General features: G+C 60.7%; 17 protein-coding genes. 8 read left to right on the top strand and 9 right to left on the bottom strand.

Going from position 1 to position 18416, the window contains the following annotated elements; all coding sequences use genetic code 11:
• Positions 1-182: 182 nt before the first annotated feature.
• Entirely contained in the window at positions 183-1019 is an 837-nt protein-coding gene (gene lgt, locus AC1DZE_RS07210; RefSeq protein WP_477669056.1) for a prolipoprotein diacylglyceryl transferase, read from the bottom strand.
• Positions 1020-1110: 91 nt separating this feature from the next.
• Here lgt and AC1DZE_RS07205 point away from each other — a divergent pair, with 91 nt between their 5' ends.
• The gene (locus AC1DZE_RS07205) at positions 1111-1704 is read left to right on the top strand and encodes a DUF4124 domain-containing protein (protein ID WP_477669055.1); all 594 of its coding nucleotides are present in this window, start codon (positions 1111-1113) and stop codon (positions 1702-1704) included.
• Here AC1DZE_RS07205 and AC1DZE_RS07200 read toward each other — a convergent pair.
• Positions 1691-2662 (bottom strand): LysR family transcriptional regulator, encoded by a 972-nt coding sequence (locus AC1DZE_RS07200; RefSeq protein ID WP_477669054.1) that lies wholly within the window; start codon positions 2660-2662, stop codon positions 1691-1693. The two genes, AC1DZE_RS07205 and AC1DZE_RS07200, sit on opposite strands and share 14 nt — an antisense overlap.
• Positions 2663-2796: 134 nt before the next feature.
• Here AC1DZE_RS07200 and ilvD point away from each other — a divergent pair, with 134 nt between their 5' ends.
• Complete coding sequence (ilvD, locus tag AC1DZE_RS07195) at positions 2797-4497, top strand: dihydroxy-acid dehydratase (RefSeq protein ID WP_477669053.1); 1701 nt, start codon at positions 2797-2799, stop codon at positions 4495-4497.
• Between the two features lie 127 nt (positions 4498-4624).
• Here ilvD and AC1DZE_RS07190 read toward each other — a convergent pair whose 3' ends face one another.
• Positions 4625-4870, bottom strand: a complete 246-nt coding sequence (locus AC1DZE_RS07190; RefSeq protein WP_477649753.1) for a TIGR04438 family Trp-rich protein — start codon at positions 4868-4870, stop codon at positions 4625-4627.
• 124 nt (positions 4871-4994) lie between these two features.
• On the opposite strand from AC1DZE_RS07190, the gene AC1DZE_RS07185 reads away from it, so the two are divergent.
• A complete protein-coding gene (locus AC1DZE_RS07185; protein WP_457280326.1) occupies positions 4995-5309 on the top strand; it encodes a c-type cytochrome in 315 nt (104 codons plus the stop codon).
• A gap of 188 nt (positions 5310-5497) precedes the next feature.
• Here the strand turns inward: AC1DZE_RS07185 and acs are convergent, their stop codons facing one another.
• Entirely contained in the window at positions 5498-7495 is a 1998-nt protein-coding gene (gene acs / locus AC1DZE_RS07180; RefSeq protein ID WP_477669052.1) for an acetate--CoA ligase, read from the bottom strand.
• A gap of 148 nt (positions 7496-7643) precedes the next feature.
• Between acs and AC1DZE_RS07175 the strand changes: the two genes are divergently transcribed.
• Positions 7644-8258: a YqhA family protein gene (locus AC1DZE_RS07175; protein ID WP_477651054.1), complete on the top strand. Its 615-nt coding sequence runs from the start codon at positions 7644-7646 to the stop codon at positions 8256-8258.
• A 20-nt stretch (positions 8259-8278) separates the two neighbouring features.
• Here AC1DZE_RS07175 and nhaA read toward each other — a convergent pair whose 3' ends face one another.
• Positions 8279-9472: a Na+/H+ antiporter NhaA gene (nhaA, locus tag AC1DZE_RS07170; protein WP_477669051.1), complete on the bottom strand. Its 1194-nt coding sequence runs from the start codon at positions 9470-9472 to the stop codon at positions 8279-8281.
• Positions 9473-9541: 69 nt separating this feature from the next.
• The gene (oxlT, locus tag AC1DZE_RS07165; protein ID WP_477669050.1) at positions 9542-10876 is read right to left on the bottom strand and encodes an oxalate/formate MFS antiporter; all 1335 of its coding nucleotides are present in this window, start codon (positions 10874-10876) and stop codon (positions 9542-9544) included.
• An 88-nt stretch (positions 10877-10964) separates the two neighbouring features.
• Between oxlT and AC1DZE_RS07160 the strand changes: the two genes are divergently transcribed.
• Complete coding sequence (locus AC1DZE_RS07160) at positions 10965-11420, top strand: hypothetical protein (protein WP_477669049.1); 456 nt, start codon at positions 10965-10967, stop codon at positions 11418-11420.
• Between the two features lie 56 nt (positions 11421-11476).
• Here AC1DZE_RS07160 and fumC read toward each other — a convergent pair whose 3' ends face one another.
• Complete coding sequence (fumC, locus tag AC1DZE_RS07155; protein ID WP_477669048.1) at positions 11477-12868, bottom strand: class II fumarate hydratase; 1392 nt, start codon at positions 12866-12868, stop codon at positions 11477-11479.
• A gap of 183 nt (positions 12869-13051) precedes the next feature.
• On the opposite strand from fumC, the gene AC1DZE_RS07150 reads away from it, so the two are divergent.
• A complete protein-coding gene (locus tag AC1DZE_RS07150) occupies positions 13052-14602 on the top strand; it encodes a fumarate hydratase (RefSeq protein ID WP_477669047.1) in 1551 nt (516 codons plus the stop codon).
• Positions 14599-15402 carry a glutamate racemase gene (gene murI / locus AC1DZE_RS07145; RefSeq protein WP_477669046.1) on the top strand — a complete coding sequence of 268 codons (804 nt, stop codon included), beginning with the start codon at positions 14599-14601 and terminating at the stop codon, positions 15400-15402. Before AC1DZE_RS07150 ends, murI begins: the two co-directional genes overlap by 4 nt.
• Positions 15403-15480: 78 nt before the next feature.
• Here murI and AC1DZE_RS07140 read toward each other — a convergent pair whose 3' ends face one another.
• A complete protein-coding gene (locus AC1DZE_RS07140; RefSeq protein WP_477669045.1) occupies positions 15481-16476 on the bottom strand; it encodes a Bug family tripartite tricarboxylate transporter substrate binding protein in 996 nt (331 codons plus the stop codon).
• A gap of 289 nt (positions 16477-16765) precedes the next feature.
• Positions 16766-17671: a LysR substrate-binding domain-containing protein gene (locus AC1DZE_RS07135; protein ID WP_477669044.1), complete on the bottom strand. Its 906-nt coding sequence runs from the start codon at positions 17669-17671 to the stop codon at positions 16766-16768.
• A 128-nt stretch (positions 17672-17799) separates the two neighbouring features.
• Here AC1DZE_RS07135 and AC1DZE_RS07130 point away from each other — a divergent pair, with 128 nt between their 5' ends.
• Positions 17800-18387: a cysteine dioxygenase family protein gene (locus AC1DZE_RS07130; RefSeq protein ID WP_477669043.1), complete on the top strand. Its 588-nt coding sequence runs from the start codon at positions 17800-17802 to the stop codon at positions 18385-18387.
• The last annotated feature ends 29 nt before the right edge of the window (positions 18388-18416 follow it).

The following is an 18416-nucleotide window of genomic DNA, read 5'->3' as shown; positions in this document are numbered from 1 at the left end:
GGCAGCGTCTGGAGTTTTCAGAATTCCAGCGGTAATTTCAAGTAATTACACATAATTATGGGAGCTAAAAAGCAGTCAGGCAAGTGCCCTGTGCCCGAAAACGACAGGGAGAAACCCTAGCGCCCCGAAGCGAGAGGCTCAGGGCGCCAGACAGTCCTGACGCCCTGAGCTATCGCCACAAATCAATAGCTGCCTGCGATGGATTTTCGGGGTTGACCCTGCCGGGAAGCCCACACCCAGAGCCCGACACCCGCTGCGATCATGGGCACGCAAAGCCATTGACCCATGCTCATACCCAGGGCGAGGATGCCCAGGAAGTCGTCGGGCTCACGGAAAAACTCGGCGATGAAACGAAACACACCGTAGCCGACCAGGAAGGCCCCTGAGACCTGCCCCACCTTACGCGGCTTGCGCGCGTACAGCCAGAGGAGCACGAACAGCAACAAGCCCTCCATCAGAAATTGATAGATTTGTGAGGGGTGACGCGGCTGCATGGCGCCGCTGCCCGGAAATACCATGCCCCAGGGCAAAGCAGGGTCGCTGAAGCGTCCCCAGAGCTCACCGTTAATGAAGTTGCCAACGCGCCCCGCCGCCAACCCGGTCGGTACGCAAGGCGCGACGAAGTCCATGACCTGCAGCCAGGGCCGCTGGCGCGAACGGGCAAACCACCATTGCGAGGCCAGCACACCCAGCATCCCGCCGTGAAAGCTCATGCCGCCCTGCCACACAAAAAAGATTTCAAGCGGGTGCGACAGGTAGTAACCGGGCTTGTAAAAAAGGCAGTAGCCAAGCCGCCCACCGACCACCACACCCATGACACCCAGGAACAGGATGTCTTCAATGTCCCTGCGCGACCAGGCGCCGGGGCCGGTGATGGACGCATAGGGCTCGTGGCGAAGGCGCCGCGTAGCCAGGAAGAAGAAGAGGCCAAAAGCCGCCAGATATGTCAGGCCATACCAATGGATGGCCAGGGGACCCAACTGCAGGGCAACCGGATTGATTTGCGGATGAATAAGCATGGGCCGTATTTTTGCATGCGAGGCTCGTAGGAAAGGGCTTACAGTGAGCCCGCTCGCTTAAACTGGGAGTAACGCCGTACAGGATCACACCATGCGTCATTTATTCTGTTTTACCGTTGTTTCAGGCTTGGGTTTGTTGTGCATACAACCCGCTGCGGCACAGGTCTACCAATGCCTTGATTCAGCCGGCAAAAAGGTGTTTTCACAAACGCCCTGTGCGACCAGCGGCGGTGGCAATGAAAAGCTCATTGTCCGCGCACCGGCCCCTGCCGCGGCACCAGCATCAACTGACGGCACACCTGTAACAGGCGTGCCCGGCGTGCTTTATGGCAATGGCGGAGCCGCCGCGGCACCCAAGGATTGGGCAGCGGAAAACGCTGCGGCGAATGCGCGGGCAGCTGCTGCTGACCGATCCAGCGGCGGATCGCGCCAGGCCATGCCCTCGGCACTGGGTGGCCTGCGCAAAGGCGGTGCCCAAACCCAGGCGCAGGCTTCCGACAAACAGATCATTGCCAATTGCGAAGCCAACCACGGCGCCCGCTGCAGCAGTGCCGGCGAAATAGCCCAACGAAGAATGGAGCAGCGCGAACTCACCCCAGCGGAAAAGCAGCAGCAGCAAAGTGCGGTGGCGGCGCGCCGGCAACGCGAACGGGAAGAAGCCTTCGAGCGGTCTATGCGCCGATAAAGGTGATAAAGCGGGCAAGCGCCGGGTTGGCGCTTGCCCGCGGCCAGACCAGACTGGTCTCACAGCCAGGCACCACGGCCGAAGCACCCCGTGCACCACTACGCATGGAAGGCCTGCCACCAGGCAGGCTGCGATACACCACGCCAGGGCGCTGAAACTGCCGCACGCTCTCGGGAACCCAGGCCACGCCGAGCCCGGCGGATACCAGGTTCACGATAGTCTGCATCTGGATGGCTTCCTGGGCAACCTGCGGCAATTGCCCTGCGGCGTGATACATCGCAAAAATCGCGTCGTAGAGTGACGGAACGATTCGCCGCGGAAAGATCACTAGAGGCTCGCCCAGCAGATCAGGGAGCGCAATCGTAGTCTTGCTTGCCAGCGAGTGCTGCCCGGGTAGCGCCACCACCAACGGGTCCTGGCTGATGCGCCGGCAGGCCAGGCCTGGCGGCGCGAACCCAGGGGAATGCAACATGAAGCCCGCGTCGATCTCTCCGCGCTCAAAAGCCTGCAGCTGCACGTCGCCGGTCGCCTCTATCAATTCCAGCTGCACCTTGGGGTATTGCTCGCGAAAGGCCAGCACCCAACGCGGCAACAACTCAAAACCGACCGTAGACACAAAAGCCAGCCGCAAGCGCCCGGCCTCGCCCTCCGCGCTGGCGCGCGCATAGGCCGGAAGAGCCAAGGCACGTGTCAGCAGGTCACGCGCTTCGGGCACCAGGGCAGCACCTGCCGTCGTGAGCTGCACGCTGCGCTTGGTGCGGTCGAACAATCTGAGGCCCAAATGCGCCTCCAGCTGCGCAATGGCCTGCGTGAGCGGCGGCTGGGTCATGTTGAGGCTTTTGGCAGCGCGGCCGAAGTGAAGCTCCTCGGCCACTGCCAGAAACTGACGCCACAGGCGAAGCTCGATCAAGGGCGGTTTACGGGAAGCCATGCCCGCGGTGCCGAGAATATCTTTCATATGCCATACATATTAATAGATGATTAATAATGGATTGGAAAGAATCAATCAAAGCACGCATACTCTGTTTCTCCCGATGCATGCCCAAGGTCAAACGCGGGCAAGCCATAGTAGCCAACACCACGAGACACCCCATGGAAACCAAAACTGTCAACATCGTTGCCAACCCGCGCAGCAAGAACATCACCGAGGGCAAATCGCGCGCGCCCAACCGCTCCATGTACTACGCCATGGGCTACGAGGCCGACGATTTCAAGAAACCAATGATCGGCGTGGCCAATGGGCACAGCACGATCACGCCATGCAACAGCGGCCTGCAAAAACTGGCCGACGCGGCAATTGTCGGCATCGAGGAAGCTGGCGGTAACGCGCAGGTATTCGGCACGCCGACGATTTCCGACGGCATGGCCATGGGCACCGAGGGCATGAAGTACTCCCTCGTGAGCCGCGAAGTGATCTCCGACTGCATCGAGACCTGCGTGCAGGGCCAGTGGATGGACGGCGTGCTGGTGGTTGGTGGCTGCGACAAGAACATGCCCGGTGGTCTGATGGGCATGCTGCGCGCCAACGTGCCGGCGATCTACGTCTACGGCGGCACCATCCTGCCGGGCACCTACAAGGGCAAAGACCTCAACATCGTCAGCGTGTTTGAAGCCGTGGGCGAAAACGCCGCCGGGCGCATGAGCGACGAAGACCTGCTGCAAATCGAGCGCCGCGCCATTCCGGGCACCGGCAGCTGCGGCGGCATGTACACGGCCAACACCATGTCCAGCGCTTTCGAGGCCCTGGGCATCTCACTGCCCTACTCCAGCACCATGGCCAATCCGCACGACGAGAAAATGAACTCAGCCAAAGAGTCGGCCAAGGTTCTGGTTGAAGCGATCAAGAAGGACATCAAGCCGCGCGACATCGTCACCAAGAAGGCTATTGAAAACGCGGTCGCCGTGATCATGGCAACCGGCGGCTCCACCAACGCTGTGCTGCACTTCCTGGCCATCGCCCACACGGCCGGCGTCGAGTGGACGATTGATGATTTCGAGCGCGTGCGCCAGCGTACGCCAGTACTGTGCGATTTGAAGCCCTCCGGCAAATACCTCGCCGTGGATCTGCACCGCGCCGGCGGTATTCCACAGGTCATGAAAACACTGCTGGCCGCCGGCCTGCTGCATGGCGATTGCCTGACGATCTCCGGCCAGACCATCGCCGAGACGCTCAAGGACGTGCCTGAAGTTCCGCGCGCAGACCAGGATGTGATCCGCCCCATCGACAAACCCATGTACGCCCAGGGCCACCTGGCCATCCTGAAGGGCAACCTCTCACCCGAAGGCTGCGTGGCCAAGATCACCGGCCTGAAAAATCCCGTCATGACCGGCCCGGCCCGGGTATTTGATGACGAACAATCAGCACTTGCAGCCATCCTGGCCGGCAAGATCAAGGCTGGTGACGTGATGGTGCTGCGTTACCTCGGCCCCAAGGGCGGCCCCGGCATGCCTGAAATGCTGGCCCCCACCGGCGCGCTGATCGGTGCCGGCCTCGGCGAGAGTGTCGGCTTGATCACCGATGGCCGCTTCTCCGGTGGCACCTGGGGCATGGTGGTTGGCCACGTGGCGCCTGAAGCTGCGGCTGGCGGCAATATCGCCTTCATCAATGAGGGAGATTCGATCACCATCGATTCGAAGCAACTCCTGTTGCAGCTGAATATCAGTGACGCCGAATTGGCCAAACGCAAGGTCGGCTGGAAAGCCCCCGCGCCACGCTATACCCGCGGCGTCCAGGCCAAGTTCGCTTTCAATGCATCAAGTGCCAGCAAGGGTGCGGTGCTGGACGACTATTGATTTGATCCGCTGAAGCGCAAAGAGCCCGTGAAGTTACAGACTTCACGGGCTCTTTGCTTTGGAGCCAGCTGCCAGTTGCAAAAACCGGGTAACTTGCCTGGCGTCTTAGCTAGTTGCGCTGTATCAGCTATTTCTTTTTCTTCGCCGAAAGCATACCCATGGCGTCGCGCTGCTTGTCGATGCGGTCTTGCCTGCGTTTGTCCATCTTGTCTACTTCCCTGCGCTTGGTATAGCCCGATGCATCCGCCCACCACCACCAGAGGGCTGCAAGCACGAATGGAGAAAGCACAATCCACCAGCTTAACGTGGCAACGGGCCCGATTTCGAGATACTTCAGTGCCAACGCAACAATTCCAACCAATAGAAAAAACATCTGTAACTCCTCTGAATGTGTGGTGGTCTGGCCGGGTCAACCCTTGAAACCCGGGTCAACCGGCACCACTACAATGACGTTAATTGACTGTAACCGAATCCACAACTCCCCACGAGGACAATCCATGAAACGCATTCTTTCGGTCATCGCTTCCATGGCTGCAGTTTTTGCAGTATCGACCCCTGCACTGGCGGATCTGCAACTGGCAACCGCAAAAAACTGCATGGCTTGCCACGCCGTTGACAAAAAACTGGTTGGGCCCTCCTACAAGGATGTCGCAGCCAAATATGCTGGGCAAAAAGACGCAGCCGACAAGCTCGCTGCCAAAGTCATCAAGGGCGGTTCAGGCGTCTGGGGCCCGGTGCCTATGCCAGCCAACGCCCAGGTAAGCCCAGACGAAGCCAAAAAACTGGTTGCCTGGATCCTGACCCAGAAATAACCGAGGGCTTCTCGCCCATAAAAAAGCCCGTCAATGACGGGCTTTTTTTATGCCGACTTCAGAATCGCTGCTTTTCAGACAGCTGATCGAGAATGGCAGGGTTTTGTGGCCACGTCACATCGCTTCGCGATATGAGTGTCCCCCAACCCTGCCCCAGCTTCGCTGACGCGGCTACGCCACGTTCTCGATCACTGCTTTTCAGACAGCTGATCGAGAATGGCAGGGTTTTCAAGCGTCGAGGTGTCCTGGGTGATGGTCTCGCCCTTGGCGATGCCGCGCAACAGACGGCGCATGATCTTGCCACTTCGGGTCTTGGGCAGGTTGTCGCCAAAGCGGATGTCCTTGGGCTTGGCGATCGGGCCGATTTCTTTGCCCACCCAGTCGCGCAGCTCCTTGGCAATCGCCTTGGCTTCTTCACCCGTCGGGCGTGAACGCTTGAGCACTACAAAGGCCACAATGGCCTCGCCCGTCAGGTCATCGGGCCGCCCCACCACGGCGGCCTCGGCCACCAGCGTAGAGTGCGCTACCAGCGCCGATTCGATTTCCATGGTGCCCATGCGATGGCCCGACACATTCAGCACGTCATCGATACGGCCGGTGATGCGGAAATAGCCGTTGTCGACATTGCGCACTGCCCCGTCGCCGGCCAGGTAAATCGTGCCGCCCATTTCTTCGGGAAAATAGCTTTTCTTGAAGCGGTCCGGGTCGTTCCAGATGGTGCGGATCATGGAGGGCCAGGGCCGCTTGACGACCAGCATGCCGCCCGCGCCATTGGGGAGATCCTTGCCGGTTTCGTCGACGATGGCAGTCATGATGCCGGGCAATGGCAGCGTGCAGCTGCCGGGCACCAGCGGCGTGGCGCCGGGCAGCGGCGTGATCATGTGGCCACCGGTTTCGGTTTGCCAGAAGGTATCCACGATGGGGCAGCGCTCGCCGCCCACGTTCTTGTAGTACCACATCCAGGCTTCGGGGTTGATCGGCTCGCCAACAGAGCCCAGGATGCGCAGGCTGCTCAAGTCGGAGCGGGCCGGATGCACTTTCTCGTCAGCCTCGGCAGCCTTGATCAATGAACGGATGGCCGTAGGCGCCGTGTAGAAAATCGTGACCTTGTGTTTTTCGATCATCTGCCAGAAGCGGCCCGCATTCGGGAAGGTCGGTATTCCTTCAAAGATGATCTGCGTTGCGCCGGCAGCCAGCGGGCCGTAGGCCACGTAGGTGTGGCCAGTGATCCAGCCGATGTCGGCGGTGCACCAGAACACGTCGGCGGGCTGGATGTCGAAGGTCCAGTCCATGGTGAGTTTGGCCCAGAGCAGGTAACCTCCGGTGCTGTGCTGCACGCCCTTGGGCTTGCCGGTCGAGCCCGAGGTGTAAAGGATAAAAAGCGGGTGCTCCGCGCCGACGAACTCGGGTTCGCACACCGGAGCTGCCTTGGCGGTGATCTCGTGCATCAGGCTGTCGCGGCCAGCCACCATGTTGCAGGCAGTGGCCGTACGTTGGTAGACGATCACGTTTTTGATCGACTCGCAGCCGCCCATGGCGATGCCTTCATCGACGATGGCCTTGAGTGGCAACTCCTTGCCGCCGCGCAACTGGTAGCTGGCGGTGATGACGGCGACCGCACCAGCATCCTGAATACGCTCCTGAAGGCTCTTGGCCGAGAAGCCGCCGAAAACCACCGAATGCGTGGCGCCTATGCGGGCGCAAGCCTGCATGGCCACCACACCTTCGACCGTCATTGGCATGTAGATGATGACGCGGTCGCCCTTTTTGATGCCGGCGCCTTTCAGCGCGCTCGCAAACTGGCTGACCCTGGCATGCAATTCTTTGTAAGTGACGTTGGTAACCTTGCCGTCGTCGCTTTCAAAGATGATGGCTTTTTTGTTTTCGACCGGTGTGCCCAGATGGCGGTCCAGACAGTTGTAAGAAGCGTTGAGCTCGCCGTCGGCAAACCACTTGTAGAACGGAGCATTGGACTCATCCAGTGTCTGGGTGAAGGGCTTCTTCCAGCTCAGGTTTTCGCGCGCCAGGCGGGCCCAGAAACCCTCGAAATCCTTCTCGGCTTCCACGCACAGCGCCTGGTAAGCCGGCATACCCGAAATACGCGCGGCCTTCACGGTGGCCGGCGCCGGCGGGAAGATGCGATTTTCAACCAGGGTGGATTCGATCGCGGATGAAGGGGCGCTCATTGGTTTTGTCTCCTGTTTGTCACTGAATGCGTGGTACTGTCTTCTGCCGCACTTACAAGCCACTGACTGGCTTGAACCTTACAACTTCTGCAATTGAAGGGGTATCTACCCTCCCCCTACAATGCCGCAAACCCCAGCTTACGCCATCATGACTGAACCCACTCAATCCCCTGCCCCTGCCAAAATCTCACCCCTGCGCCCGCTGCCCAACCTGATTTTCGCCAGCCGCTGGCTGCAACTGCCGCTTTACCTCGGCCTCATCGCCGCGCAGGCCGTCTACGTAGTGCACTTTCTGGTGGAACTGTGGCACCTGATTGAAGCCGCATTCGGGAGTCAGACCGCGTTGCAGGCACTAATCACCAGCATAGGCTACAAGACCGCCATACCCGTCGTGTCGCTCAACGAAACGGTCATCATGCTGGTGGTGCTGGCGCTGATCGACGTGGTGATGATCTCCAACCTCTTGATCATGGTGATCGTGGGTGGCTACGAAACCTTTGTGAGCCGCATGAACCTCGAAGGCCACCGCGACCAGCCCGAATGGCTGAGCCACGTGAACGCTTCGGTATTGAAGGTCAAGCTGGCCACGGCCATCATCGGTATCAGCTCCATCCACCTGCTGAAGACGTTTATCAACGCCGACAACTACACCGACAAGGTCCTGATCGCGCAAACGGTGATCCATATCACCTTCCTGTTGTCGGCGATTGCGATCGCCTACACCGACAAAATCATGTCCGCGATCGCCGCACAAAAGCACTGACCGCGTCACGCCAGGCGGTCCTAGCCCGGCGCCTTTTCGGCAGCGCTGGCGCGCATCAGCATCACCGCACCCAGCACCCCTGACAACAACGAACCGCACAGCACACCCAGCTTTAGTTGCGTCTCGTATGCCGCATCCTGGCCGGCAAATGCGAGCGCACCGATGAAAAGGCTCATGGTAAAGCCCACGCCGCACAGCAGGCAGACACCAACAAACTGGCTCCAGCCAGCGCCGGCGGGCAGGCGTGCACCGACAAAGCGAATCAGCAGCCAGGAAGCCCCTAACACGCCGACGGCCTTGCCCACCAGCAGGCCTGCCGTAATACCCAAGGGCACGCTTTGAAGAAGCGTTCCGACGGTCACACCCTGAAGCGACACTCCCGCATTGGCAAACGCAAACATCGGTAGCACCGCAAAAGCCACCCAGGGGTGCAGCGCGTGCTCAGCGGTTTTCAATGGCGAGCCGCCTTTGCCATCTGAAAGGGGAATCGCCAGCGCGGTAATCACACCTGCCAGCGTGGCGTGAATGCCGGACTTGTAAACAAAGAGCCAGATCACCAGGCCCACCGCCACGTAGGGCCCTATGGCCATCACCTTCGCCCGATTAAAGGCCAGCAAGAGCAACCCACCGATCCCGGCGACCAACAACGCCATCACCGACAAACCCTCGGTGTAGAAAAACGCAATGATCAGGATGGCGCCCAGGTCATCAATGATGGCGACAGCAGTCAAAAACACCTTGAGCGATGCCGGCACGCGGCTACCCAGCAACACCAGGATGCCCAGCGCAAAGGCAATGTCGGTGGCGGCCGGAATCGCCCAGCCGCGCATCGCGACCGGGTCGCCGGCATTGATCGCCATGTAGATGAGCGCCGGCGCCACCATGCCGCCCAACGCGGCGCCCGCCGGCAACAGCGCCTGCGCACGCGAGGCCAGCTCGCCCTCAATCAGCTCGCGCTTGATCTCCAGGCCCACCAGAAAGAAAAACACCGCCATCCACAGGTCATTGACCCAATGCAATAACGACTTGGAGAGCACCAGCAGATCACCGCCCACCCGCAGCTCACCTGGCAGTTGCACAAACCGGTTGTAAGCCTCACCCCATGGCGAGTTGCTCAACACCAGCGCGGCCACAGCGGCCAGCGCCAGCACCACGCCCGAAAGCGATTGCGAATTGATGAACTGGTTGAGGGTGCGGTGGACAAACTTGAGCATGCCCTATTGTCCCAGACCCGCAGGACGGCGGCCCATTGCGCTGCAGGCTCCGGGCCGCAATGCTGCTCTCTATTGCGCGGACTGCGGAAGAGGACCGAAGCTGGCAGCCTTGCCGGAGGCGGCCGCCGGCAGCACGGCCTTTTCCATCTCGGCACGCCGCATCGGGCGCAGCACATACCAGGCCATCAGCGCCGCGATCGCGTTCATGACGCTACCGACAATGAACACTGCGTGCCAGTTGCCGGTCATTGCCGTGAGCACGCTGGACAGTGGAACCAGCAGCGACGCCGTCCCCTTGGCCGTGTAAAGCAGGCCGGCATTGGATGCAGCGTACTTGGAGCCAAAGGTATCGGCGCAGGTTGAAGGAAAGAGGCTGTAGATTTCGCCCCAGGCGAAGAACACCATACCCGTCAAGACCACGAAGGCGACCGGATTGTGGCCAAACTGGTAGAGAGCCAGGATGCCCACCGACTCGATGCCAAAGGCGATCAGCATCGTTTTTTCACGGCCGATCTGGTCCGACACCCAACCAAAGAACGGACGGGTGAGCCCGTTGAGCACGCGGTCAATGGCCAGGGCAAATGTGAGCGCCGGCAGCGCCAGGCCCATGATGCTGACGGGCACGTCGCCGACGTTGAAATCCTTGGCGATAGGTCCGAGCTGGGCCGTAGCCATCAGCCCGCCGGCCGCCACCATCACGAACATGACGTACATCACCCAGAACACGGGTGAACGCAGGACTTCGGACGGCGTGTAGTCGCGCCGGCTCTGTTGCACATTGATCGTGGAGATCGAGCCGCTTTTGGCCAGATTCGCCGGTGCCCGCGTCAGCAGGAACGACACGACAAATACGATCACACCCTGAATGATCCCGAAATACAGGAAGGCAGACTGGTAGCCGCTGCCCTTGATCATGGCCGAGATCGGAAGAATGGTGAGCGCGGAGCCCGCACCGAAGCCCGCGGCTGTCAGGCCCGCAGCCAGGCCGCGGCGATCCGGAAACCACTTCAAGGCATTGCCGACACAGGTACCGTACACCGCACCCGCGCCAATGCCGCTGATCGCAGCAGCGATGTAGAGCAGCATCAGCGAATCGGCAAAAGAATTGATCACCCAACCGACGCCGCAAAGAATGCCGCCGACCATGACCACCGGACGTGGCCCGAAACGGTCGACCAGGTAGCCTTCAATCGGCACGAGCCAGGTTTCGGTCAACACAAAAATCGTGAAGGCCACCTGAATGGCGGCCTTGCTCCAGCCGTACTTGTCGGCAATCGGATTCACAAAAAGGGTCCAGCCATATTGCAGGTTGGCAATCATCGCCATGCAGACGATGCCCAAGAGAAGCTGTATCCAGCGATGGGCGCTGGATGGTGCGGGGGTTGCCGTAGGGGCGTATGTCATTGATGTCTCCTGTCTCTTTTATGCCGTGGAAATTGCGATTGCAATCGTTGATGCTGTTGTTGTGAGCGGATTGTGAGAGCGGACATTTATGAGCCCATTGACCGCGATCAAGTTTGAAAAAAACTTTACACATCGCTCAAAAAAACGAAAGCGGATTGAAAGAATCGCGCCATGCCAAACCCCGGCCACTGCGATGGATTTGATTTACAGAATGGGGAGTGCGCTTGTTAGCGGCGCTGAGCCTGAGCGCGCAATGCGGGATCAGCAAGTGCCCGGCATTGCACCGGCGGCACTGAAAAGAAAACAAGAGAAAAGAGCAACCGCGTGGTGCGGTCTACTGCCGGCGGCGCAAACCGCCCGGCAAAAATTAGCGCGCTCGCAGCGCGCTGATAAAAATATGCAGAGGCGTAGCAGCAACCAGCTCACGCAATACAAGGCGTACGCGTGCACTGGCGGCGGGCTGGGCAATCTTCAAATACAAGGCGAAGGCGGTCATGAATTTCCTTTGTGGCGTGAGGCATCTACGGACACAATCATAGGGTAAACCCTTAATCCCTTCAACCCACCAGCTAACCCCCCCCGAACCGGGTGTGGCCAGCGTCAGCCCACCATGTTTTCAGGCCGCACCCAGGCATCAAACTGCTCGCCCGTGACATGGCCGGAGGCCAGTGCCGCATCGCGCAGGCTGCTGCCTTCCTTGTGCGCCTTTTTGGCGATGAAGGCGGCCTTGTCATAGCCGATGTGCGTGTTCAGCGCCGTCACCAGCATCAGCGAGCGGTCAACCAGCTCGGCGATGCGTTCGCGATTCGGCTCAATGCCGACGGCGCAGTGGTCGTTAAAGCTCACCATGCCATCGGCCAGCAGGCGCACGCTTTGCAAAAAGTTGTGCGCCACCATGGGCCGGAACACATTGAGCTCGAAGTTGCCCGAGGCACCGCCGAAGTTGATGGCCACGTCGTTGCCGAACACCTGTGCCGCCAGCATGGTGACGGCTTCGCTCTGCGTCGGGTTGACCTTGCCCGGCATGATGGACGAGCCGGGCTCGTTCTCGGGAATGCTGAGCTCGCCGATGCCGCTGCGCGGGCCGCTGGCCAGCCAGCGCACATCGTTGGCGATTTTCATCATGCTGGCGGCGAGTGTCTTGAGGGCGCCGTGCGCATGCACCAGGCCGTCGACCGAGGCCAGCGCCTCGAACTTGTTGGGTGCAGTCACAAAAGGCAGGCCTGTCAGCGTGGCCAGTTCGGCCGCCACTTGCTCCGCATACCCCTTCGGTGCATTCAGCCCCGTACCAACGGCAGTACCGCCGAGTGCCAGTTCATACAGGTGCGGCAAGGCGGCACGCACATGCTTTTCGCCGTGGTCAAGCTGCGCGACATAACCCGAGAATTCCTGGCCCAGGGTGAGTGGTGTCGCATCCTGCAGATGGGTACGCCCAATCTTCACGATGGTGCCGAAGTCTTGGGCTTTTTGCGCCAGCGTCGCGCGCAACTTCGCAATCGCTGGCAGGAGCTTGTGGGTCATGGCCTCTACAGCGGCAACATGCATGGCGGTAGGAAACACATCGTTGGACGACTGGCTGCGGTTGACATCGTCATTGGGATGCACCAGGCGGCCCTCGCCGCGCTCGCCGCCCAGAATTTCGCTGGCGCGATTGGCCAGCACTTCATTGACGTTCATGTTGGTCTGCGTACCGGAGCCCGTCTGCCATACCACCAGGGGGAATTCGTCCGCATACCCGCCCGCGATCACCTCGTCGGCTGCGGCCACGATGGCTTTGGTTTTTTTCTCGTCCTGAAGGCCCAACGCATGGTTGACCCTGGCCGATGAGCGCTTGACCTGCGCCAGCGCCTTGATGATTTCACGTGGCTGCTGCTCGCCCGAGATGTCGAAATTCTGCAGCGAGCGCTGCGTCTGCGCACCCCAGAGTTTGTTGGCCGGCACCTCGATAGGGCCAAAGGTATCGCGCTCCGTGCGCGTGCTGCTTGTCGTCATGGAAATATCCTGCGCGTCAAAAAAGATGGTTAAGAGTCCTAGTATGACCGCAGACGAGAAAGATTCTCATCTGAAGGGTTTTGGATCCTCTCGCCCGACATGCCCGAGTCGCCCGCCCAAGGGCGGATAATTGCGGGGTTTGCCCGAAATTTCCCCGAAACGCCCTCATAACGACGACCCACCATGACCACGATCAAGCAAGCCGACCTCATCGAATCCGTAGCCGCTGCCCTGCAGTACATCAGCTACTACCACCCCACCGACTACATCGCCCACCTGGCGCGCGCCTATGAGCGTGAGCAAAGCCCGGCCGCCAGGGATGCGATTGCACAGATCCTCACCAACAGCAAGATGAGCGCGACGGGCCAGCGCCCGATCTGCCAGGACACCGGCATCGTCAACGTGTTCCTCAAGGTCGGCATGGACGTGCGCTGGGAAGGCTTCACCGGCAGCATTGACGACGCCATCAACGAAGGCGTGCGCCGTGGCTACAACCACCCTGACAACACCTTGCGCGCCTCTGTGGTGGCCGACCCGCAGTTCGACCGCAAGAACACCAAAGACAACACACCGGCCGTGATCTTCACCGAGCTCGTGCCCGGCAACAAGATCGACGTCACCGTGGCGGCCAAAGGCGGCGGCAGTGAAAACAAAAGCAAGATGGTCATGCTCAACCCCGGCGACTCGGTGGTCGACTGGGTGCTCAAGACCGTGCCCACCATGGGCGCAGGCTGGTGCCCGCCCGGCATGCTGGGCATCGGCATTGGCGGTACTGCCGAAAAAGCCGTGCTGATGGCCAAGGAAAGCCTGATGGACGACCTGGACATGTACGAGCTCCAAGCCAAATCGTCTTCTGGCGCCAAGATGACCAAGACCGAAGAGCTGCGACTTGAACTGTTTGAGAAGGTCAACGCGCTGGGCATAGGCGCGCAAGGCCTGGGCGGCCTCACCACCGTGCTGGACATCAAGATCAAGATGTACCCGACGCACGCGGCCAGCAAGCCTGTCGCGATGATCCCCAACTGCGCCGCCACGCGCCACGCGCACTTCGTGATGGACGGCAGCGGCCCGGTCTACCTGGACCCGCCTTCGCTGGATCTCTGGCCCAACGTGAACTGGACGCCCGACTACAAGAAGAGCAAAAAGGTCGATCTCAACACGCTGACCAAAGAAGAAGTTGCCAGCTGGAAGCCCGGCCAGACCTTGCTGCTCAACGGCAAGATGCTGACCGGCCGCGACGCGGCGCACAAGCGCATTCAGGACATGCTGGGCAAGGGCGAAAAACTGCCGGTGGATTTCACCAACCGCGTCATCTACTACGTCGGCCCGGTCGATCCAGTGCGCGATGAAGCCGTAGGACCTGCCGGCCCGACCACTGCCACCCGCATGGACGGCTTTACTGAAATGATGCTGGCCGAGACCGGTTTGATTTCAATGATCGGCAAGTCCGAGCGCGGCCCGGTCGCCATCGAAGCCATCAAGAAGCACAAGAGCGCTTACCTGATGGCCGTCGGCGGTGCGGCCTACCTGGTCAGCAAGGCCATCAAGACCGCCAAGGTGGTGGGCTTTGCCGACCTGGGCATGGAAGCGATCTATGAGTTCGACGTGATTGACATGCCCGTGACCGTGGCGGTGGATGCGGGCGGCACCAGCGCGCACATCACCGGCCCAGCCGAGTGGCAAAAGAAAATCGCCACCGGCGAGTTCAAAAACATTCCCGTCGCAGCCGCGTGAGCGAAGGCCATGCCGGCGCCGACCGGCCGGTCGGCGTGTTCGACAGCGGCGTGGGCGGCCTTAGCGTCTTCAAGGCATTGCGGGCCGAATTGCCCGCGGAGTCCTTCGTCTACCTGGCCGATGCGGGCTTCGCGCCTTATGGCGAGCGCGGCGACGCTTTTGTCATTGAGCGCACGCGCGCCGTCGTGCGCAAATTGCGCGAAGAGCATGCGATCAAGGCACTGGTGATCGCGTGCAATACCGCGACGGCCGCCGCCGTTCACCTCGTACGAACCGAGCACCCAGACTTGCCGCTGGTCGGCGTCGAACCGGCGCTCAAGCCGGCCGTCGCGTTGAGCAAGACACGCCGCATCGGCGTGATGGCGACGCGCGGCACGGTGGCAAGCGCCAAGCTGCGCGCCCTGCACGATTCGCTGAAAGGCCAGGCCGAGTTCATCCTGCAGCCGTGCGACGGGCTGGCCGATGCGATCCAGAACCATGATGTTGCGCAGATCGGTGCTTTATGCCGTGAATACACGCAAGCGATCGGACCCTTCGGCGGCCAGGCCGGGCAGGTCGATACCCTGGTGCTGGGCTGCACGCATTACGCCTTCGCGTGGGACACACTGCAGAAAATGGTGGGCACCGACGTTCGCCTGATCGAAACCGGCGAGCCGGTCGCGCGGCAGACACGCCGTTTGCTCGAAGCCGCCGGGCAGCTGCGGCAAGGCGCCGCATCCGGCCACATCACTTTGCTGACAACGGGTCAACAGGAGGCACTGAACGCAGCCGCACGACGCTGGCTGGGCCTGCAGCTATAGCACCACAGCGCCGGCTGGACTCGCCGGCGCTGGTACGCATCGACTCAGTGATGAGCCGAATCCGTTGAAGAACTGAAGTTATTGCGGCTTCAATCCCACGTTACGCGCCAGGGTGCGCCAGCGCTCCGACTCCGCCCGAAGGAATCCACGCAACTGGTCGCGTGAAGTACCTTTCATTTCCACGCCCAAAGCGGACATACGTTCCACCACCTTGAAATCCGACATCGCACTCAGGAGTTCGAGGCGAAGCCGCTCGGTAACTTCAAGCGGCGTGGTCGCTGGCGCAACAAGCGCCCACCATTGCGCCACATCCATGTTCTTCAAGCCGAGCTCAGTCATCGTCGGCAAGGAGCGCAGGATGGGGACGTCCGAGCGCTTGCGGCCCGTCACCGCCAGCGCCTTGACCTTTCCGGAGGCCATGAGGCTGGAGCCGGTCGCCAGCGTGGCGAAATAAGAAGACACCTGGCCGGCAGCCAGGTCCACCATCGCCGGTGCGCCGCCGCGGTAAGGCACCATGTTGAACTTGATTTTGGTTTCCTGGGAAAACAGCTCGCCCACCAGGTGGCTGATAGACCCTGTGCCGCTGTTCGCCATGGCAGGAGGCCCGCCCTTGGCGGTCGAAGAAGTTTTCAGGAAAGTCTTGAAGTCGCTGTTTTCGGGGCCCATGCCGGTAAACAGCACCATGGGCGATGTACCCACCAGCGTGATCGGCGTGAAGTCGCGCAGCATGTCGTAAGGCAGGTTGGCAACAACTGCAGGCGCGTACACGTGCGACAACTCCACGATCGCCAGCGTATAGCCATCGGGTGCCGACTTGGCGGCCTGGTCAATGCCCACGTGGCCCGCGCCACCCGGCTTGTTGTCGACGATCACGGGTTGCTTCAGCCCTTCGCTCAGCCGCTGTGCGAGCACGCGGGTAATGGCATCGGTGCTACCGCCCGTTGCCCAGGGAACGATGATCTTGATGGGCTTGTCGGGGTAGGCAGCCCATGCGGGCGCAGCGCCAAGCGCCAGGGTGGCTGCGGAACCAGCAAGCAGCGTGCGCCGCTTGATGGGGAATGTTGAAACTGACATGAACTCTCCTTGCATTGATCGGATACGCGAGACAACCCCACCTCCTCGTGGGCATCGTCAGCGTCCGGCGAGCGTACACCGCAGATGACGCATGCGCCGTGTTACCACGCAGATACAGCCGCTACTTGTGGCTCGCGTCCAACGTTTTCGCGCGTTTATTTTTTGTGATCTCACGATGCCGGAAATTCACATGCGCACACTTTTCAGCAAAGTAATTAAAAAGTCTGCAGCGCATTCGCGGATGCGTTTTCCCTCCGGAATTCCGGCCGTTTGCTTTTTCAGACGGCGCTTAAATTTCCCGATCGGCACGCGCGGCGGGGATAGCCGGGTCCGCCGCACTGCGAATCAAACCGAGGTTGGATTTCAGCATCTCGAACACCTTGCGTGTCACCGGGTTAATAACATTCTTTCGAACGAACAGGTAGTAATCAAGCTCCGGCAAACGCGGCAGTCCATCGTTTTCGCCCAGCACGCGCAGGTCGCTGCCCGCCATCTCGATACCGCGCGCAGTCACGCCCAAACCCGCACGCAGCGCAGCCTTGATGCCGATCAGGCTGGAAGCGGTATAGCTTGGCGACCAGGGAATTCCGGCGGCGTCCAGCGCCTCGCGCGCCAGCCTGTGAAATACGCTGGGGCCCTCCACCAGGATCAGCGGCACCGGCTTGGCGCGGTCATGTACGTAGCTGGCTGAGCACAACCACACCGTGGGTGAGGTACGCAGCACCACGCCGTCAAGTGCCGGGTCGTTGCGGTTCGAGATAGTCATGTCGATCTCGCCGCGCTTGAGGGATTCCATCAGGAAAGGGCTGCGCCCCACATGGATGTCGAGCTGCAACAGCGGCGAAGCACGCGCCACCTGTGCCAGCAGCGTCGGCAGCATGGTGTCGGCCACGTCGTGCGGCGCGCCTATGCGCAATACACCCTCCAGGTTGCCTTGCTGCAGGCTGCGCAAGGCATCGTCATTGATGGCCAGCAGGTGACGCGCGTAACCGAGCAGCTTTAACCCATGCGGCGTCAGGCGCTTCTGGCGCCCATGCTTTTCAAACAGCGGATGGCCGATCTGGTCTTCCAGGCGCTGCATTTGTTGCGTCACCGCCGACTGTGTTTTGCCCAGCTGGATGGCGGCACCGGCAAAGCTGTCCTGCTCGTCGATGGCCATCAGGGCCCGCAGCAATTCCAGGTCAAGGGTTTTCATTCAAAGAGTTCGACAGGATTTACTTATTACAAATACTAATGTATTTATCTCTATTTCTGAGTTGTTTCAAGAATACGCCTTGACTATATTAGGCTCAATAAACCGAAACCTCACTCAGGAAAATCTCCATGAACGCAGCAGCACAGCGTAGCCAGGTGGTTGGCGCCGCCATTCAAAACATTAAAATTATTGTTGGGAGCGGTGAAGCAAATCGCCAGTCGCTGGCCAAAGTGCTCGCGGTCTTGAACCAGCTGGCCGGCCAGAAGGAGCTGTGGAGTGCCACGGATTTCGCTGCGCCCGAAAGCCCCGAACTGCAGGCGCGCTACCTGATCGCTGAAGACGCCGACCAGAGCTTCGCGCTTTACCTCAACGTGATGCGCCCCGGCAAACGCATCGTGCCGCACAACCACACCACCTGGGCCTGCATCAGCGCGGTGGAAGGCAGCGAGCTCAACCGGGTGTACGAACGCCAGGACGATGGCTCGGTGCCGGGCAAGGCGCAGCTCAAGGAGGTCAACGCCGTGGTGGTCGAGCCCGGCACGGGCATCGCCCTGATGCCCGAAGACATCCACTCGGTGGAGATCCCGGCCGGTCAGGTGATACGCCACTTGCACATGTATGGCCGCGCGCTTGAAACGCTGAACACCCGCACCGGCTACGACCTGGAAAAAGGTACGTACGAAACCATGGGCATCGGCGTGCAGACACGCCGCTGACCCCCGCGCACCCTTACCCCCTTCCCTGA

It is taken from the genome of Polaromonas sp. P1_F1, assembly GCF_056405795.1.
Note: the sequence above shows the minus strand (reverse complement) of the source record. Positions and strands in the feature narration are given on the sequence as shown.

Coding starts and splice junctions, on each gene's coding strand:
- lgt (WP_477669056.1), bottom strand. CDS start 1,019: ATGCTTATTCATCCGCAAATCAATCCGGTTGCCCTGCAGTTGGGTCCC.
- AC1DZE_RS07205 (WP_477669055.1), top strand. CDS start 1,111: ATGCGTCATTTATTCTGTTTTACCGTTGTTTCAGGCTTGGGTTTGTTG.
- AC1DZE_RS07200 (WP_477669054.1), bottom strand. CDS start 2,662: ATGAAAGATATTCTCGGCACCGCGGGCATGGCTTCCCGTAAACCGCCC.
- ilvD (WP_477669053.1), top strand. CDS start 2,797: ATGGAAACCAAAACTGTCAACATCGTTGCCAACCCGCGCAGCAAGAAC.
- AC1DZE_RS07190 (WP_477649753.1), bottom strand. CDS start 4,870: ATGTTTTTTCTATTGGTTGGAATTGTTGCGTTGGCACTGAAGTATCTC.
- AC1DZE_RS07185 (WP_457280326.1), top strand. CDS start 4,995: ATGAAACGCATTCTTTCGGTCATCGCTTCCATGGCTGCAGTTTTTGCA.
- acs (WP_477669052.1), bottom strand. CDS start 7,495: ATGAGCGCCCCTTCATCCGCGATCGAATCCACCCTGGTTGAAAATCGC.
- AC1DZE_RS07175 (WP_477651054.1), top strand. CDS start 7,644: ATGACTGAACCCACTCAATCCCCTGCCCCTGCCAAAATCTCACCCCTG.
- nhaA (WP_477669051.1), bottom strand. CDS start 9,472: ATGCTCAAGTTTGTCCACCGCACCCTCAACCAGTTCATCAATTCGCAA.
- oxlT (WP_477669050.1), bottom strand. CDS start 10,876: ATGACATACGCCCCTACGGCAACCCCCGCACCATCCAGCGCCCATCGC.
- AC1DZE_RS07160 (WP_477669049.1), top strand. CDS start 10,965: ATGAGCCCATTGACCGCGATCAAGTTTGAAAAAAACTTTACACATCGC.
- fumC (WP_477669048.1), bottom strand. CDS start 12,868: ATGACGACAAGCAGCACGCGCACGGAGCGCGATACCTTTGGCCCTATC.
- AC1DZE_RS07150 (WP_477669047.1), top strand. CDS start 13,052: ATGACCACGATCAAGCAAGCCGACCTCATCGAATCCGTAGCCGCTGCC.
- AC1DZE_RS07140 (WP_477669045.1), bottom strand. CDS start 16,476: ATGTCAGTTTCAACATTCCCCATCAAGCGGCGCACGCTGCTTGCTGGT.
- AC1DZE_RS07135 (WP_477669044.1), bottom strand. CDS start 17,671: ATGAAAACCCTTGACCTGGAATTGCTGCGGGCCCTGATGGCCATCGAC.
- AC1DZE_RS07130 (WP_477669043.1), top strand. CDS start 17,800: ATGAACGCAGCAGCACAGCGTAGCCAGGTGGTTGGCGCCGCCATTCAA.